The sequence below is a fragment of the Chitinophaga filiformis genome (genome assembly GCF_023100805.1).
In the GTDB taxonomy this organism is placed as follows: domain Bacteria; phylum Bacteroidota; class Bacteroidia; order Chitinophagales; family Chitinophagaceae; genus Chitinophaga; species Chitinophaga filiformis_B.
This window is the reverse complement of sequence record NZ_CP095855.1, coordinates 4,988,934-5,005,418: the sequence shown is the minus strand read 5'-3', so window position 1 is coordinate 5,005,418 and position 16,485 is coordinate 4,988,934. Positions and strand designations below refer to the sequence as shown.

At 48.3% G+C, this 16,485-nt stretch carries 13 protein-coding genes and 1 other RNA gene; 5 read left to right on the top strand and 9 right to left on the bottom strand.

Annotated elements, in window-relative coordinates:
- Positions 1–22 precede the first annotated feature (22 nt).
- From MYF79_RS19510 to MYF79_RS19490, 5 genes are all read left to right on the top strand, one after another.
- Positions 23–1,672, top strand: coding sequence for an amino acid permease (locus MYF79_RS19510; RefSeq protein ID WP_247809312.1), 1,650 nt, complete (start codon positions 23–25; stop codon positions 1,670–1,672).
- 108 nt (positions 1,673–1,780) lie between these two features.
- Complete coding sequence (locus MYF79_RS19505) at positions 1,781–2,233, top strand: DoxX family protein (protein WP_247809311.1); 453 nt, start codon at positions 1,781–1,783, stop codon at positions 2,231–2,233.
- Between the two features lie 93 nt (positions 2,234–2,326).
- Positions 2,327–3,355: a Smr/MutS family protein gene (locus tag MYF79_RS19500; protein WP_247809310.1), complete on the top strand. Its 1,029-nt coding sequence runs from the start codon at positions 2,327–2,329 to the stop codon at positions 3,353–3,355.
- Between the two features lie 34 nt (positions 3,356–3,389).
- Positions 3,390–3,771: RNase P RNA component class A (gene rnpB, locus MYF79_RS19495), an RNA gene on the top strand.
- A 65-nt stretch (positions 3,772–3,836) separates the two neighbouring features.
- The gene (locus MYF79_RS19490; protein WP_247809309.1) at positions 3,837–4,244 is read left to right on the top strand and encodes a DUF4870 domain-containing protein; all 408 of its coding nucleotides are present in this window, start codon (positions 3,837–3,839) and stop codon (positions 4,242–4,244) included.
- 253 nt (positions 4,245–4,497) lie between these two features.
- On the opposite strand, the gene MYF79_RS19485 is transcribed toward MYF79_RS19490, so the two are convergent.
- The 9 genes from MYF79_RS19485 to panC all read right to left on the bottom strand — a co-directional run bounded on the left by MYF79_RS19485 (position 4,498) and on the right by panC (position 16,417).
- Positions 4,498–6,198 carry a S8 family serine peptidase gene (locus MYF79_RS19485; protein ID WP_247809308.1) on the bottom strand — a complete coding sequence of 567 codons (1,701 nt, stop codon included), beginning with the start codon at positions 6,196–6,198 and terminating at the stop codon, positions 4,498–4,500.
- A 630-nt stretch (positions 6,199–6,828) separates the two neighbouring features.
- A complete protein-coding gene (locus MYF79_RS19480; RefSeq protein ID WP_247809307.1) occupies positions 6,829–8,358 on the bottom strand; it encodes an aldehyde dehydrogenase family protein in 1,530 nt (509 codons plus the stop codon).
- A 131-nt stretch (positions 8,359–8,489) separates the two neighbouring features.
- Positions 8,490–9,377 carry a DUF1338 domain-containing protein gene (locus tag MYF79_RS19475; protein WP_247809306.1) on the bottom strand — a complete coding sequence of 296 codons (888 nt, stop codon included), beginning with the start codon at positions 9,375–9,377 and terminating at the stop codon, positions 8,490–8,492.
- Between the two features lie 9 nt (positions 9,378–9,386).
- Positions 9,387–10,202 carry a 3-methyl-2-oxobutanoate hydroxymethyltransferase gene (panB, locus tag MYF79_RS19470; RefSeq protein WP_247809305.1) on the bottom strand — a complete coding sequence of 272 codons (816 nt, stop codon included), beginning with the start codon at positions 10,200–10,202 and terminating at the stop codon, positions 9,387–9,389.
- 59 nt (positions 10,203–10,261) lie between these two features.
- Positions 10,262–11,143, bottom strand: a complete 882-nt coding sequence (locus MYF79_RS19465) for an exopolyphosphatase (protein WP_247809304.1) — start codon at positions 11,141–11,143, stop codon at positions 10,262–10,264.
- Between the two features lie 74 nt (positions 11,144–11,217).
- A complete protein-coding gene (gene ppk1 / locus MYF79_RS19460) occupies positions 11,218–13,374 on the bottom strand; it encodes a polyphosphate kinase 1 (protein ID WP_247809303.1) in 2,157 nt (718 codons plus the stop codon).
- Positions 13,375–13,600: 226 nt separating this feature from the next.
- Positions 13,601–14,617 carry a lysylphosphatidylglycerol synthase transmembrane domain-containing protein gene (locus MYF79_RS19455; protein WP_247809302.1) on the bottom strand — a complete coding sequence of 339 codons (1,017 nt, stop codon included), beginning with the start codon at positions 14,615–14,617 and terminating at the stop codon, positions 13,601–13,603.
- 26 nt (positions 14,618–14,643) lie between these two features.
- A complete protein-coding gene (gene panD / locus MYF79_RS19450) occupies positions 14,644–14,988 on the bottom strand; it encodes an aspartate 1-decarboxylase (RefSeq protein ID WP_199658714.1) in 345 nt (114 codons plus the stop codon).
- A 571-nt stretch (positions 14,989–15,559) separates the two neighbouring features.
- On the bottom strand, positions 15,560–16,417 hold the full coding sequence (gene panC, locus MYF79_RS19445) for a pantoate--beta-alanine ligase (RefSeq protein ID WP_247809301.1): 858 nt from the start codon (positions 16,415–16,417) through the stop codon (positions 15,560–15,562).
- Between the last annotated feature and the right edge of the window lie 68 nt (positions 16,418–16,485).

Here is a 16,485-nt window from a genome sequence, read left to right as displayed (position 1 = left end):
AACCTGTAACCAAAATACCTGCATGTCCAAATCGCTTTTTCGTAAGAAATCTATTATCAGTATACTGCAAGACAGTCACGATGGTTTGACGGATGCGCATGGCGGAGGGGGACTAAACAAAGTGTTACGGGTGCGGGACCTGACCGCTTTAGGTATTGCCGCAGTGATCGGCGCGGGTATCTTTTCTACCATCGGGGAGGCCTCTTATCATGGAGGGCCTGGTGTTTCCTTACTTTTTATTATTACGGCCGTCACCTGCGGGTTTTCTGCGCTCTGTTATGCGGAGTTTGCGTCCCGTGTACCGGTATCCGGCAGTGCTTATACTTATTCCTATGTGACTTTCGGGGAACTGGCCGCCTGGGTGATCGGGTGGGCGCTCATCCTCGAATATGCCATCGGGAATATAGCCGTAGCCATTTCCTGGAGTGGGTATTTCAATAACCTGCTGGCAGGTATTGGTAAGGCTGTAGGGGTAAACCTGTCATTCCCCGGCTGGCTGGCCAGCAATTACGACAGTGCCTCGCCTGAGCTGTACGCTGCAGCGCCACATATTGCAGGCATTCCGATCATCCTGAACCTGCCGGCCTTTATCATCGTGGTGCTGGTTACTTACCTGGCCTATGTGGGCATCCGGGAAAGTAAAAAGAGCGCCAATTTCATGGTAGGCCTCAAGATACTGGTGATCCTCTTTGTGATCGTGGTAGGGGCCTTTTATGTGAATGTAGACAACTGGAGCCCTTTTATGCCGAACGGCTTTTCCGGGGTGTTGAAGGGCGTGTCTGCGGTGTTCTTCGCCTATATTGGGTTTGATGCCATCAGTACAACAGCCGAAGAGTGCTCCAATCCGCAACGCGATCTGCCAAGGGGCATGATCTATTCACTGATCATCTGTACAGTATTGTATATACTTATTGCTTTTGTATTGACAGGAATGGTGTCTTATTCGCAACTGAAAGTGGAAGATCCATTGGCGTTTGTATTCAATGCAGTCAACCTGCCTAAGGTGAGTTTCCTCATTTCGGTAAGTGCGGTAATAGCCACCACCAGTGTGCTGCTGGTATTCCAGATCGGGCAGCCCCGTATCTGGATGAGTATGAGCCGCGATGGTCTGCTGCCGAAGAAATTCAGCACTATCCACCGTAAGTTCAAAACGCCTTCCTTTGCTACCATCGTAACAGGTTTCCTGGTGGGTATTCCGGCCTTGTTCCTGAACCTGACCATTGTAACTGACCTGACCAGTATCGGCACCCTCTTTGCCTTTATCCTGGTGTGCGGAGGAGTATTGCTGCTGCCGCCGCAGGAAAAAGACCCTAATTCCAGGCGTTTCAGGCTGCCGTATATCAACGGACAGTTCATTGTGCCTGCTATCATCGTCCTTTTCGCCTACCTGTTCCGGAATGAACTGCCGCAGCGTTTTTCCTTTGCAGGCGGCTGGGATGTCTGGAAACATAATATTCCTTTCTTCTTCTTCGTGGTGGCGGCGCTGACCTTCACCATACTTTCCTTCCTTAAAAAGCTATCACTGATCCCGGTGTTGGGGTTATTAAGCTGTTTCTACCTGATGACGGAGATCGGGTTCCGGAACTGGGTGGTATTTTTCGTCTGGCTGCTGATCGGTCTGACCATCTACTTCTGTTACGGTTATAAGAAAAGTAAGCTGGCGCAAGCATAAGAAAATCATGATTTTAAGCATTTGTTGCTGCCGTCAAGTTTAAAGTTGCTATGGTCAACTTTATTTCGTATATTCGGTTAAGCTCTTTGATCATTAAAATCATGTGTTATGAATCTGCTACAACGAATTGACCGTTGGGGCGAACGCCATCATCCCCGCTGGCTTGATGGCATCCGTGTCCTGTTAGGTGTATTTTTATTCTACAAAGGGGTGGTTTTCATACAGAATATTGATGTACTTAAATCTGTGATCGACCAAAGTCCATGGCTCACAGTAATGTCTTTCTGGCTTGCACATTATATCGTCTTTGCTCACTTGCTCGGAGGTCTTCTAATTATTTTCGGTTTACTTACACGTGTGGCTATCCTGGCCCAGATTCCAATCCTTTTAGGCGCTATCTTTTTTGTACATACCGCGGTAGGCTTAAACGCTACGGGGATTTTCAATGTACATGCAGAGACCGGCCTTTCTATCCTTGTTCTGCTGCTTCTGGTATTCTTCCTGGTAGAAGGCAGCGGCCCCATATCCTTCGACGATTATATGCGCCGTCATCCGGCTTGAGGATAATTGTCTTACCTTTGCCCTCCGCGATGCGGACTGCTTTGTAATGGCAGTTCACGTTAAAACTTTATTTTCTATCGCGGACCTGCAAGTATGAAGTTTGAGATTGGCGATAAAATATTACTGCTACATTCCAAAGAGGAGGGGACGGTTGTCGACATCATCAATGCCGATATGGTAATGGTAGAGGTGGGCAAAGTAACCTTTCCGGTGTATCTTGACCAGATAGACTTCCCTTATTTCCATCGCTTTACCACGCCCAAGCCGGCACCGCCGCCGCAAAAGATCCAGGGCTATGACATTAAGCCGGAAAAGAAGAAATATGAAGATAATATCCGGATGAGCCGGGGAATGTTCCTGTCTATATTGCCTGTTTTCAGGATGGACGCTTATGAAGAGCATGTCCAGTCACTCAAATTTCACCTGCTGAATGAAACCAGCGAGGCCTACCGTTTCAACTTCCAGGTATGGTTGCGGAACAGCATGGAAATGGAGATCCGTAATGAGATCCAGCCGTTCAGTAACTTTTACCTGTCAGACCTCCTGTTTGAGTCGCTGAATGACAGCCCCCGGCTGGAGTTCGTTTTCTTCCCGAAGGAGAAAAATGATAAACTGGCGCCTTCCTTCCCGAAAACATGGAAGCCGAAGGTAAAGCAGCTCTTCCTGCAGCTTTCTGAACTGCAGGCAAGGAGGGATGCTACGCTGAGCCAGCTGTTGTTTGAAAAATACCCGGAGAAAAGCAAGAATGATAAGCCTTATTTCGACGCCAGCAGTATAGGATCCCTATCAGCAAGCGGTACAGCGGCGGTTCCTGTAGCACCTGAGCCGCCGGCGCAGCCTAAATATGAACTTGACCTGCATATAGAAATGCTGGTAAAAGAGTGGCGTGGACTTAAGAACATTGAGATACTGGCTATACAGCTGAATGAATTCGTACACTACCTGGAACTGGCCATTGTACATCACCAGCACAGCATGATCGTCATCCATGGGGTAGGGAAGGGCAAACTGAAAGATGAGATCCACGCTATTCTGCGGGATACGCCTGAGGTAGAGCGTTTCGTGAACGAATACCATCCCCGTTATGGCTATGGCGCTACCGAGATATTTTTCCGGCACTAGCCCATATGCCGTCTTTTCTATTACATTTGCAGAAACTACAGACCGTGCTATCGCTTCCGCTGAAAGGTGGATGAGGAAAGTCCGGACAGCATAGAGCAACGCACCACCTAACGGGTGGGGCTGTTCTTTTCTCCGTTAAAAGAGCGAAGAATGGTACAGATAGTGCCACAGAAAATAACCGTCCGCCAACGGCGGATAAGGGTGAAAATGTGGGGTAAGAGCCCACGTCTGGGTGTGGTAACATATCCGGAGGGTAAACCTTGCGTGCTGAAATGCCATGTATACGGTCGTTTAAGGGCTGCTCGTCCAATGACCGAGGGTAGGCAGATACAGGTGTCGTGTGAACGACATCGAAGATAAATGATAGCATCCGCCGCAAGGCGGAACAGAATCCGGCTTACAGGTTTGTAGTTTTATTTTTAACTTTTGCTGATCAACCAAAAAGGGCCCTAAAAACATAATCCGAAACTATATAATCTCTATGCAACAACAAGAAGAAAGAAACTGGGCGCTCGCCATGCACCTGGGAGGTCTTGCCGGCATGCTGTTCATACCGCCTGCAGGCAATATCATCGTCGCGTTAGTCCTCTGGCTGGTCAAACGCAACGAATCAGACTTCCTGAATCAAACCGGAAAAGAAGCGCTTAACTTCCAGATCACATTGAGTATCGTGAACGTCGTTCTCAACCTCTTTGGTATGATCAACCATTGGGATTGGGCCTGGGGAAGACCTGGCTTTCACTACTGGGATATAACAGATATTTCCCTTTTCCATGGCACACGTGGGATCGTTTACCTGGTGAATATTATATTCTCTGTTATCGCAGCAACGAAGGCGCACAACGGGGTATTGTACAGGTATCCGCTGAGCTGGAGACTTGTGAAGTAATGGAGACTAAACTGTTATAGAAGGGCTGGCCGGATGGCCGGCCTTTTATTTTTTAGCCTCCAGCTTGTTGGTTCTCTCTTTATTATCAGGTTTCAAATGTTTGACCTTTTTCAATGGTCTCCATACATGGTTGCCGTGGGAATGCGCATTCTATGGCACACGCGAGGGGGGCACCCCGGACAAAAAAGAAAGGGACTCCGGCAGGAGTCCCTTTCTTTTTTGTCAAGTATGTTATGTTTATCCGCTACAGCTATTACCCTTTTTTAACGGCCTCCATCCTGGCCTTCTTTTTCTTCTTTCTCAGATCCTTGTTCGTATCCATACTATCCGCCAGTTTCAGGGCCTCGTACGCATTCACCAATCCTCCGGAAATAGACAGATCTGCAAAAGGCACCTTCATATCGGGAGATCCTGGTTTGGTCACTTCCTTCGTTCCATCGGGCAAAGGAGTAGCTGATTTCACCAGGATGTACTTTAACTGTTGTGCAGTAAGTTCCGGATGGTAGGAGAGCACCAGCGCAGCTACGCCTGCTACTACCGGAGCCGCCATACTGGTACCGCTGGCACTACCGTATTTATTACCACCGGGTACCGTAGAATAGATCTGTACACCGGGTGCAAAGACGTCAACATTCTTTTTACCATAGTTGGAGAAGCTGGCCACTTTACCGTTTTTGCCGCTACCGCTGGCGCCTACTGTGATATAGTTGTTCGCTCGTCCGGAATGATCTGCAAAATCAGGATTAGGGAAGTTGTCCACCACGTCATTATCGCTGCCATCATTACCTGCAGCATGTACCAGCAGGACACCTTTCTCTTCTGCATATTTCACAGCCGCATCTACCCAGTCTTTATGAGGGGAGAAGCCTTTACCAAAGCTCATATTGATCACACGTGCGCCGTTGTCCACCGCATAACGGATGGCCAGGGCTACGTCTTTATCGCGTTCATCGCCATCGGGAACGGCTTTCACCATCATGATGCGCACATTATTATTAATGCCGTCTATACCAATGCCGTTGTTCCTGGCAGCAGCAATGATACCGGAAACGTGTGTACCATGGAAACCGAATTGTCCCATTACATCATTGTTACCGTAGTATTTATCGTTGATGTCGTTCACGTTATCGCCGATAATGTCAGCACGTTTATCTACCGGCGCTTCGTTGTCGGCCAGTTCTGCCTTCTTTTTCAGTTCTGCCAGGTATTCGTCAAATTCTGATTTCAGTTCGGAATAGTTGAGATTTTCCTCGCCGGTATTCTGGAAAATGCGCAGCAGGAATTTCTTCGCCACCATTACATCCTGGTCGGTAGTTTGAATACTATCCAGTTTGGCGGCGTTGAAGTCATTCTGGTGCAGGTAACCGGTAATGAGGGTCTCACATTTACGCAGGCTTTCCTGCAGTTTCAGCATGGTTTTGTAAGTAACCTTGCTTTCGCCGGAAGGCCGGGACACCTTGCCCTGCAATTTCTGCCAGTAGCTGTATTCCTTGGATTGCTTGTCGAGCGCAGAATCAGGATTACCGTAAAGGCTCTTGTAGCGGTAGTATTCACGGGTAGCCTCGTCACTGTCTTCCTTTATACTACGACCATCCTTACCACCAAGGAAATTCCATCCATGGATGTCGTCTACATAGCCGTTTCCGTCATCGTCAATGCCATTGCCGGGAATTTCTTTGGGGTTTACCCAAAGGACAGATTTCAGATCTTCATGCAGTGTATCAATACCGGAATCTATCACAGCTACCAATATCGGGCTGCTTTTCCTGCCTTTCAGCAGCTCATTATATGCTTTTTCAACACCTGTACCGAACACACTATCCTGCGCATAGTTCAATAGGTGCCAGTTCCTGGGAGTTGCTGAAGATTGGGCATAAGTCGGGTTAGCGGTAGTAAGAGCAGTCATCAACACAATACCACCAGCCATGACTGCCATAGCTCTGTTAGATTTCATCAGTCTGTTTTTTTCTCTATAAGCTTTACAAAATCAAAAACCAAATTAGATTAAAGGTACGCAAAATGTCAGGGAATCATTTGCGTTAAATGATGAGCGAGAGATACAATATGCCAGTAGCTCATTAGGTGGATAGCCGTTTACGTAACAACAACCGCAGAGATAGAAGTACCTGTAACTCAATTATATTCGCTCATGTACTGTTAATTTAACAATTAAATGAATATGAACGAAATTTTCTTTTGAACGGTGAACGATGTTGCCACAGAAGTCGCCACTGCATTGAAATCGGCCTTTAAAAATAACCGTTCGTCAAAAAAAAGTTGCAAATACCACAAAAGTAGAATATGAAATTCCGGAAAAAAGTGTAATATTTAGAGCTGGAAGAGTACTTGATAACTTTCCAAAAGTTAAAGTTACTTTTCTCATAAGCATGGTTTCCGTTTAACGAAAAAGCGAGGTTCTCTAACCTCGCTATTTTTTTATCTGCGTTGTTCGCTCACATGCAATTGTGAAAGAAAGGTACTGCCTCTACAGCTAATGATATATTGTAATTAATATCAGTTTAAAAGTTATCCGCATATTAAACGGGTTATTATTCCAGTTATTGTGTGCGGAACAAAAAAGTTTTTACAGATCGAATTTAATACCCTGCGCCAGTGGCAGCTGAGTGGAATAATTGATCGTATTTGTCTGGCGGCGCATGTAGTTCTTCCATGCATCCGAACCGCTTTCCCTGCCGCCACCGGTTTCTTTTTCCCCACCAAATGCGCCGCCGATCTCCGCTCCGGAGGTGCCGATGTTCACATTGGCGATGCCGCAGTCAGAACCTGCCTGTGACAGGAACAATTCCGCTTCCCGCAGGTTGAGCGTCATAATAGCAGACGATAATCCCTGTGGCACGCCATTCTGCATGGCAATAGCGTCTTCTATACGGCTGTATTTCATTACATACAGGATAGGCGCAAAGGTCTCATGCTGTACGATGGCATAGCTGTTCTCCACTTCGGCTATGCAGGGCTTTACATAACAGCCGGAGGCATAGGCCTCGCCTGAAAGCACACCTCCTTCCACCAGGAAACGGCCTCCCTGTTCTTTTACCTTTTCCATAGATTCCTGGTAAAGACGTACGGCATCCTTATCGATCAAAGGCCCTACGTGATTATGTTCATCCAGCGGATTGCCAATACGCAGTTGCTGGTATGCTTTTACGAGTTTCTGCGTAAATGCGTCATATACACTTTCATGGATGATCAGTCTTCTGGTACTGGTACAACGCTGACCGGCAGTGCCCACAGCGCCGAATACGCACCCGATGAGGGACATGTCCAGGTCTGCATTGGCAGTGATAATAATGGCGTTATTACCGCCCAGTTCCAGCAGGGCGCGTCCCAGGCGGGCGCCTACTACGCTGCTCACAGCCTTACCCATGCGGGTGGAACCGGTAGCCGAGATCAATGGTACACGGGTATCTGCCGCCATCCATTCGCCTACTTCGCGGCCGCCCGTTACCAGGCAGCAGACGCCTTCCGGTACTTTATTCGTTTTCAGCACATCCTGTACGATCTGCAGGCAGGCGATAGCAGATAAAGGTGTCTTTTCTGACGGTTTCCAGACGCATACGTCGCCGCAAACCCATGCAAGCATAGCATTCCAGCTCCACACCGCAACAGGGAAATTAAAGGCTGAAATGATGCCTGTAACGCCCAGCGGATGCCATTGTTCATACATCCTGTGGCCAGGGCGTTCGGAATGCATACTGAGCCCGTGTAACTGGCGGGAGAGGCCTACTGCGAAGTCACAGATATCGATCATTTCCTGCACCTCCCCATAACCTTCCTGCAGGCTTTTCCCCATCTCATAGGACACGAGTTTGCCCAGCGCCTCCTTGTTTTTCCGCAATGCTTCCCCTATCTGGCGCACTACCTCGCCCCGGCGGGGAGCGGGCCATAAACGCCATTCCTTAAATGCTTCCTGCGCCTTTTCCACCACTGCGTCATAGTCAGCGCGACTGGCCGCTTTGACGCCCGCAATATCTCTGCCGTCAACCGGGGATGAGGCCTGAATATTTTCTCCTTTTGCATCCAGCCAGGTGGTACCTGTGCTGACGCCACTGTTTACATTGCTGATATGTAATTGCTGCAGAATGTCCTGGATCATGTTGTACTGTTTATGCCGTACGGGACACGGCGTGTTTTGATGTATGTATGAGTTAACGGGCAGTAGTCTGATAGTACTTATATGACGCCTGCCGGCGTAACAGGATGGCCTGTTGCTCCGGCAGGCGGTAATTATTGTTTGTTTGTCTGTGAGCTGTATGTACTTTCAAAGATGCGGTCTGCATTGCCGGCTTCAAAACCCTCCCGGCGGTGCGCACGGGTGATCTTGTCGGCCGGAAGATCCGCAAACTGCGGCAATACCTTCCGCTCTGCAAATTCTACGTAGGAGCCTGCTATCTTCTGTACCTCGTTGCCGGCAAAGGTGGCGGGAATCATCTTAGCCACCGTGCTGCTCTGTAAGAGCAGTCCATCGGGACTTGTCTTGATCTTGCCGCCGGCATTGTTAAGGATGAAGCCCTCTTTCTCAAGGAAGTTATTGAAGTCTGCTACCGTGTTGTAACCGGCAGGCAGGTTTTGTACGCTGATGGTGAAATGGTTCAGGTAATACCGGTTGTAGATCACCCAGGCGGCATATTCGCTTTCCGCTGCCAGGGTCTGATAGTCCTGCAGGGTAGGCGTACGCCACAATGAGCTGTGCAGGAAGGCATCTACCGCCGGCCCGTCATCGAGGTTGAGATTGCTGACAGGATCTACCAGCACTTCATTGGTGTAGCTTTTGATGATCTGTTGCGCTGCCGGGCTCAGGTCCTGTACTCTCAGCTCGCTGATAAAAATACGGGGATGTTCCGGCGACGGCGGTGCATACCAGTAAGCGTCCAGCTTCTTTTCTTTGAAATGGTATGCATCCCTTCTGGTGTAACCGTAGTGCAGGAAGATCTTCTCCAGCGACTGTATCCCGAGCTCGGGTACGCCTATTGTACGGAAGGCAATATGGTCATTTTCAATGTCTTCCGGAACCTCGATCAGGTTTTCACTGATCATGGCGGCAATGATCGCTGCAACGTCAGGCACCCGGTCCTGGTAGCGCTGCATCAGACCGCTAAGAACATAGTCTAACATAAAACAATTTTAATATTGTTCGCTATCGTTCGGAAAGTCTTTGGCTTTCACATCGTGGATGTATTGCTGCGATGCCTTGTAAATTTCGTCATATAAATTGAGATAGCGACGCAGGAAACGTGGTTTAAAGTCTTTATTGATGCCCAGCATGTCATGCATTACCAGTACCTGCCCGTCAACATATTTGCCGGCGCCAATGCCTATTGTCGGGATCCGCAGGGACTCTGCCACCTGTTTGGCCAGCAGGGCCGGGATCTTTTCCAGTACAATGGCAAAGCAACCCGCTTCCTGGAGCAGGCGGGCATCGCTGAGCAGCTTCTGGGCTTCCGCCTCTTCGGTAGCCCTCACTGTATAGGTACCAAATTTATTAATAGACTGAGGGGTCAGGCCCAGGTGTCCCATCACCGGTACGCCGGCAGAGATAATTCGTTTAACTGATTCAATGATCTCTTCGCCACCTTCTATCTTCACGCCATGGGCGCTGGTTTCTTTCATGATGCGGATGGTAGATGCCAGCGCTTCCTTAGAGTTGCCCTGGTAAGTACCAAAAGGCAGGTCAACCACCACAAAGGCCCTTTTTATAGCCCGTACTACAGACGCGCCGTGATAGATCATCTGGTCGAGCGTTATGGGAAGCGTCGTTTCAAAGCCGGCCATTACATTAGATGCAGAATCGCCCACCAGCAGGATATCCATACCTGCATCGTCAAAAATGCGGGCCATGGAATAGTCGTATGCCGTGATCATGGAGATCTTCTCTCCGTCATCCTTCATTTTCTGCAAAATATGTGTCGTTATCCGTTTAACTTCTTTGTGCGTAGACATCCTAAGACTGTTATTTTGTGATAAGTAAAAGCGCGCGTAAGGTAACCAATATTTGGAAATTACCTGCTGATCTCTGCATAGAGTGACTGGATAAGGCCATCTGCCAGACCGATCTTAGGTACAAATATCTCCTGGGCATCTGCCCAGCGCATGATATTGATGTAGATCTGAAGGGCAGGTACGATCACATCAGCGCGGTCTTCCCGGAGATTATAGAGGTGAATGCGCTCTTCTACACTGAAGCTGTTGAATTCTTTGTAGTAGTCTTTCAGGACATCCAGCGTAAGCGGTTTGCCTTCTTTACGCTTGGAGAGAGAGAAGATCTTGTTGATATTACCACCGGAACCGATGGCCGTAATATTGCTGATGCCCCGGAGACGGGATTTGATGGTATCCTTCATATACTGCCACTGGTCATCCCTTACCTGGTGTTGCATCAGGCGGATAGTGCCAATGTTGAAGGACTCTTTATGTTTAAGGCTGTTGTTGCTGAAGATAGTGACCTCGGTACTACCACCCCCTACATCGATATACATATAAGAGCGGGTCTTGTCGAGGTTTTCTGCGATGTGGCTCTCGTAAAGGAAAGAAGCCTCTTCCTGCCCGGAGATGACCTTGATATCTATGCCGGTCTGCTGCCTGACGTTCTGCAGTATTTCTGCTGAATTGGAGGCATCGCGCATGGCCGAGGTAGCACATGCCTTCAGATACCTGACTTCATACACTTCCAGCAATAGCTTATACGCTTTAATGGTATTCAGCAGGTGATTGGCCCTTTTTTCGGAAATAGCGCCCTCAGTGAACACATCAAGACCGAGGCGTAAAGGTACCCTGACAAGGTTTACCTTGGTAAAGTCCATCCGGCCCTGGCTGTTGGGAGATGCTTCAGAGATGAGCAGCCTGGCAGCGTTGGACCCGATATCAATGGCAGCAAGCTTCATGGGCGCAAATGTATATAATTAGCAGCAGGAATCAGGATTATCGATGCACAAATCCTGATCCCCTTTTCCAATTTCTAACTATTATATTGTTTCTCGTGGAGATATTTAAAAATCTCTACCTGTGACCGGATCTTTTTGCCATTATCACGTTTGTATTCGTTGTTCTGGTCGTTGTCCAGGATGCGGGCCTTTACATTGCCGCTGAGCTGTATGGCCAGTATGTCTTTCAGCTCCTGCTGAATGGCAGGATCCATAACAGGGATGGCCACTTCCACGCGGTAATCGAGGTTACGCAGCATCCAGTCGCAGGAGGCAATGTATACCTTTTCCTGTCCGTCTTTGCCAAATACAAACACACGGGCATGTTCCAGGTATTCATCCACTATGCTGACGGCGGTGATATCTTTCTTCCATTTCTTGTTCTCCGTATAGGCGCAGCAGATACCACGAATGATCATCTTAATGTCCACACCTTCTTTTGCGCCTTCATATAAGAGATTGATCATTTGCGGATCGGAGAGGGAGTTCATCTTGATGATCATGGAGCCGCCTTTTTTATGACGGGCATTCTTGATCTCTTTCTCCACCTGGCGTACAAAGAATTGACGCATACTGTAAGGGCTTACCGGCAGCGTATGACAGGCTTCCAGCATTTTGATATCGTGCTTGCTGTTTTCCAGGTAAGCAAAAATGCGGTTGATGTCTGCCATGATATTCCTGTTGGCAGTCAGCAGACAATGGTCACCATACACCCTCGCTGTTTTTTCATTCAGGTTGCCGGTGCTGACGAAGCCACATTGAATGGTCTTGGTGCCGATACGTTTTTTAATCACACACAGCTTGGCATGGATCTTCAGGCCGGGAATACCGATCAGCACTTTTACGCCTTCATCTTCCAGGCGGGTCTTCCATTCCAGGTTGTCTGCCTCGTTGAAACGGGCTCTCAGTTCCAGGGCCACTGTTACCTGTTTGCCATTGCGCACGGCATTGATCAGGGCATTGACGATCTTGGAATTGCGGGCCAGCCGGTAGGCCGTGATCTTGATGCTGGTCACATTAGGATCAATAGCAGCTTCCCTGAGCAGGTCTATGATGGTATCGAAAGAGTGGTAGGGGAAATGCAGCATCACATCCTGCATCTGTATCACATGCATCACACTGGATGCATTGGCAAATAGCGGATGGATAAAGCTTTTACGCTGCGAATGCGTCTTTTCCTTGAATACGCTGGTAGGGAAATCCATAAAGTCCTTGAAATTATGGATACGGGCGCCGGGTATGAGATTATCCTTGCTGGACAGCCCCAGGCGGCGCATCAGGTATTCCAGCAGCAGCGGGTCAATGTCCTTATCGTATACAAACCGTACCGGTTTACCTTTCCGGCGGTCTTTCAGCCCTTTTTCGATCTGGTGTATAAGACTGGTGGAAATATCATTATCGATGTCGAGTTCCGCATCTCTTGTCACCTTGATGATATGGGCCGTGAACTTGTCAAAGCCAAAGTAGGAGAAGATATGCGGCAGGCAATAACGGATCACGTCTTCCAGCAGTATAATATCTTCCTCACCTTCCTTCGAAGGGAGGATGATGAAACGGGGCAGGATGGAGGTCGGGATCTCTATCAGCGCAAACTTCTGTCTGACGGAGTTATCCTGCCTGGCCAGTACAACTGCCAGATAGATGGATTTATCTCTGAGAAAAGGAAAGTGCTGGATACTTTCGATCATCAGGGGGATGATATTGGTACGTACTTCCTCGTTGAAGTAGTTGAGTACAAATTTCTGCTGGTCTTTATTGAGATGCTTTTCAGTACGGATGAAGATCTTCTGGGCCTTCAGTTCGTCTTCAATGCCTTCCCATATCCGGTCAAACTCCCGTTGCTGGTCTATTACCATGCTCTGTATCTCGTCCAGGATCTCTTCAGGGTTCTCTTCCATATGCATGCGGGTGGACTTGCCTACCAGCAGCATTCTTTTAAGCGTGGCAACACGTACACGGAAAAATTCGTCCAGGTTATTTGAAAAAATACCGAGAAAACGGATTCGTTCATGCAGGGGAACGGTATTGTCAGCAGCTTCCTGTAAAACTCTCGCGTTAAAGGCCAGCCAGCTGATGTCCCGGGGGATCATCTTTACTTTCTTAATCGGCACAATCTTTTTGCTATTGCTTTTCTTTTCCATCACCGGATCTTGTGTGTTTATTGCTGTTTGCTCACTTATTGACAATCGCATCTGAAAGGTAATTAACGGTTGTGGTTATACTGGTTCATTACTGTTAATCACAACAATACAGATTTTTGGAATAGATCTTATGTTAAATTTCTGATACGCATTCTTAAAGGTAAGAAAATATAAAGCGATAGTGAATAGCGCAGCAGCGGTAATCTATCGTATATTTCTTAGATATACTTGTATATATCAGGTGTAGGGGAATGATCCGTAAGTGATTAGCGCTGTATCAAACGGTCTGACCGGCTTTTTCGGATGGGGTCTGTGCCTTGTTCAGCAAAGGGAGGGCAACCAGGCTGCCCAGGCCAACGATGAGTACAAGTAAAGTCTGGGCCGACCATACGATCCATCCGAAAGCATATGCTGTAGTATCCAGTACGCCGTACACCATCAGCGTTCTTTGTACCAGGAACTGGTAAGCGCCGGTTCCACCGGGTGTTACGATCATACCTACACTGCCAATGATGAGTACTGCCAGTGCGGCTTTCAATCCCAGGTAACGGGTTTCTTCCATACAATAAAAACCCAGGTACATCATAGCGAAGTACATCATCCAGATCAGTATCGAGTAGAAGATAAACCAGCCTTTCTTTTCCATCTGACCGATGGAACGGATACCGTCCCATACGCCATGGGCCAGTGCACGGATCTTGATACCTATTTTGGAACGGGCAATGAGGCGAAAAACAATATAAGTGAGTAATATGAGTATGATGATAGCGCCGATGATGATCAGTGAACGGGAGCTGCCGGCATTTCCCAGTTTATTTTCAATGGGATGCCAGATCTCGGCAATGAACAATCCCCCGATCACGTCTATCTGAATAATGACGGTGATGACCATGAGAATGAGGAGGAGCAGCATGTCGACAGCGCGTTCGGCGATCATCGTGCCCACCAGTTTATCGACAGGGATCTTTTCATACCGGGCTACGATGCCGCAACGGGTCACTTCTCCCAGGCGGGGTACCGCCAGGTTGGCCAGGTAGCCCACCATTACGGCAAAGAATGTATTGAGTGTACCGGGATGGTAGCCCATGGGCTCCATGATCAGCTTCCAGCGAACAGCCCGGTACCAGTGACTGGCAATACCAACTATAATAACAGGGATCAGCAGCCAGTAATTTGCATGCTCCAGAGAGTTGAAGATGTCATCTTTCTCCTTATCGGTAAGATTATGCGTAACAAGCCAAACCAATCCTAGCCCAATGGCTAAAAAGCAGATGAACTTCAAAAATTTGGGCATAGTATAGTCTTTTTGGGATCCTGCGGTTACAGTTTATTATTTTCTTTCGGGAATATGGCGATGGGAGTATGTTTTTTTGCCTCCTCAAAGTCCATAGATGCGTAAGAGATAATGATAACGATATCGCCAACCGCGCAAAGGCGGGCAGCGGGGCCATTCATACAAACAACTCCTGAACCGCGTTTTCCTTTGATGATATAGGTTTCCAGGCGTTCTCCGTTGTTCACGTTCACTACCTGTACTTTTTCATATTCTATGAGGTTTGCAGCATCCAGCAGATCTTCGTCAATAGTAATACTTCCTACGTATTGTAAGTTCGCTTCGGTGATGACTGCTCTGTGTATTTTACTTTTCAGTACTTCAATGTGCATGATAAAAAATATCCCACTCCCGTGGGTCTGGTGTAAAGGCAAAATTAGGGAAAAAAATACAATACATTGCTCAGGTGTGTTGCGGTTATCTCCGGGGAGATTCATGTAATAAACATTGTCCGGGGGCATCCCATCGGACCAAGGGCACCAACCTGGGTTGTCATCCCGTCTGGGGGATCCATCAGGGGCGTCACATCCCGGTTGTCATCAAACATGGGGTTGTCACGACATACGGGGTTTTGATCACACAGGGGGGATCATCCCACCGGTTATCATCCAGGGGAGTCACCCGGTGGGGGGCAACCCACGGGGTGTCATATACGGGTTGTCACGCATGGGTTGTCGCACATGGGTGTCATCCGGTTGGGGTTGTCAATCCACCCGGGGTTGTCACCCCGGGCAAGAGACAATGGGACTCCTGGCGGAGTCCTGTTATGGTTTGTTTTATGGGTTGTTGATGACTGCTGATTGGTACCGGGCATGGCGTAGTCTCTACCCGGATGCTATTTCGCGCTAAGCATGCAAGGCTGTCCTGTTATGATTTGTTAGCGAGAATTGATTCTTCCGCCGGTCAATTGACCTGCATATTGTCGATCAGCCTGACATTACTGCTGATCTCGCGGGCGGCTACAACGGCAAAAAGCGGATCTTTGCCGGGAGTATTGGGAAAATCAATGTTCCCATCCGGGGCGATGGACACCATGTCGAGGTAATCGACATCGAAACCATTGCCGTTCAGCTCCTTAATGGCCTTGTTAGCTATTTCCTTCAAAGGAGCCTCAGAGAGGTGATCTTTTATGTAATAGAGTGCACGGGAGATGTGCAGGGCGTTTTGTCTTTCGGTAGCGTTGAGGCGCAGATTACGGCTGCTCATGGCCAGTCCGTCCTGTTCACGCAGGGTAGGGCAGATAACCAGTTCCACCTTCAGACCCAGTAATTTGATCAGGCGATTGATTACCAGGCACTGCTGAAAATCTTTCTGACCCATGAAAAGCTTATCGGGCTGAACCAGGTCCAATAACTTGTGCACCACCTGGCCAACACCCTGGAAATGGCCCGGACGGTGGGCGCCCTCAAGTACTGTTTCCAGCTGGCCGAAATCATAATGCATTTCGGGCGCCAGGCCCTTCGGGTACATTTCCTGCACAGTTGGCAGGAAGAGCACGTCATTGCCGGCGTCGGTAAGCAGGAGGATGTCCTGGTCTATTGTAATGGGATATTTTTCAAAATCGGCCGGATCGTTAAACTGGGTCGGGTTGACAAATATACTGCACACGACGAGGTCGGTGTTTTCTTTTGCGGCCGCAATAAGGGACAGATGGCCCTGATGTAATGCGCCCATAGTAGGCACAAAACCAATACGTTTACCCTCTTTCCGTGCTGTTGATAAATGCCTTTCGAGATCGTCTTTCCGCTTGAACAGATACATAATTTATTGCTTAAAAGGATGTTAAAAGTGCCAATTTGTCTTTTCTTCCGTTAAAAATCCGTAATTTT

What these genes read in the sequence shown, in the direction of transcription:
- ppk1 (WP_247809303.1), bottom strand. Translation starts at nt 13,374, where the DNA reads ATGCGATTGTCAATAAGTGAGCAAACAGCAATAAACACACAAGATCCG.
- panB (WP_247809305.1), bottom strand. Translation starts at nt 10,202, where the DNA reads ATGTCTACGCACAAAGAAGTTAAACGGATAACGACACATATTTTGCAG.
- MYF79_RS19500 (WP_247809310.1), top strand. Translation starts at nt 2,327, where the DNA reads ATGAAGTTTGAGATTGGCGATAAAATATTACTGCTACATTCCAAAGAG.
- MYF79_RS19510 (WP_247809312.1), top strand. Translation starts at nt 23, where the DNA reads ATGTCCAAATCGCTTTTTCGTAAGAAATCTATTATCAGTATACTGCAA.
- MYF79_RS19455 (WP_247809302.1), bottom strand. Translation starts at nt 14,617, where the DNA reads ATGCCCAAATTTTTGAAGTTCATCTGCTTTTTAGCCATTGGGCTAGGA.
- panC (WP_247809301.1), bottom strand. Translation starts at nt 16,417, where the DNA reads ATGTATCTGTTCAAGCGGAAAGACGATCTCGAAAGGCATTTATCAACA.
- panD (WP_199658714.1), bottom strand. Translation starts at nt 14,988, where the DNA reads ATGCACATTGAAGTACTGAAAAGTAAAATACACAGAGCAGTCATCACC.
- MYF79_RS19485 (WP_247809308.1), bottom strand. Translation starts at nt 6,198, where the DNA reads ATGAAATCTAACAGAGCTATGGCAGTCATGGCTGGTGGTATTGTGTTG.
- MYF79_RS19505 (WP_247809311.1), top strand. Translation starts at nt 1,781, where the DNA reads ATGAATCTGCTACAACGAATTGACCGTTGGGGCGAACGCCATCATCCC.
- MYF79_RS19465 (WP_247809304.1), bottom strand. Translation starts at nt 11,143, where the DNA reads ATGAAGCTTGCTGCCATTGATATCGGGTCCAACGCTGCCAGGCTGCTC.
- MYF79_RS19475 (WP_247809306.1), bottom strand. Translation starts at nt 9,377, where the DNA reads ATGTTAGACTATGTTCTTAGCGGTCTGATGCAGCGCTACCAGGACCGG.
- MYF79_RS19490 (WP_247809309.1), top strand. Translation starts at nt 3,837, where the DNA reads ATGCAACAACAAGAAGAAAGAAACTGGGCGCTCGCCATGCACCTGGGA.
- MYF79_RS19480 (WP_247809307.1), bottom strand. Translation starts at nt 8,358, where the DNA reads ATGATCCAGGACATTCTGCAGCAATTACATATCAGCAATGTAAACAGT.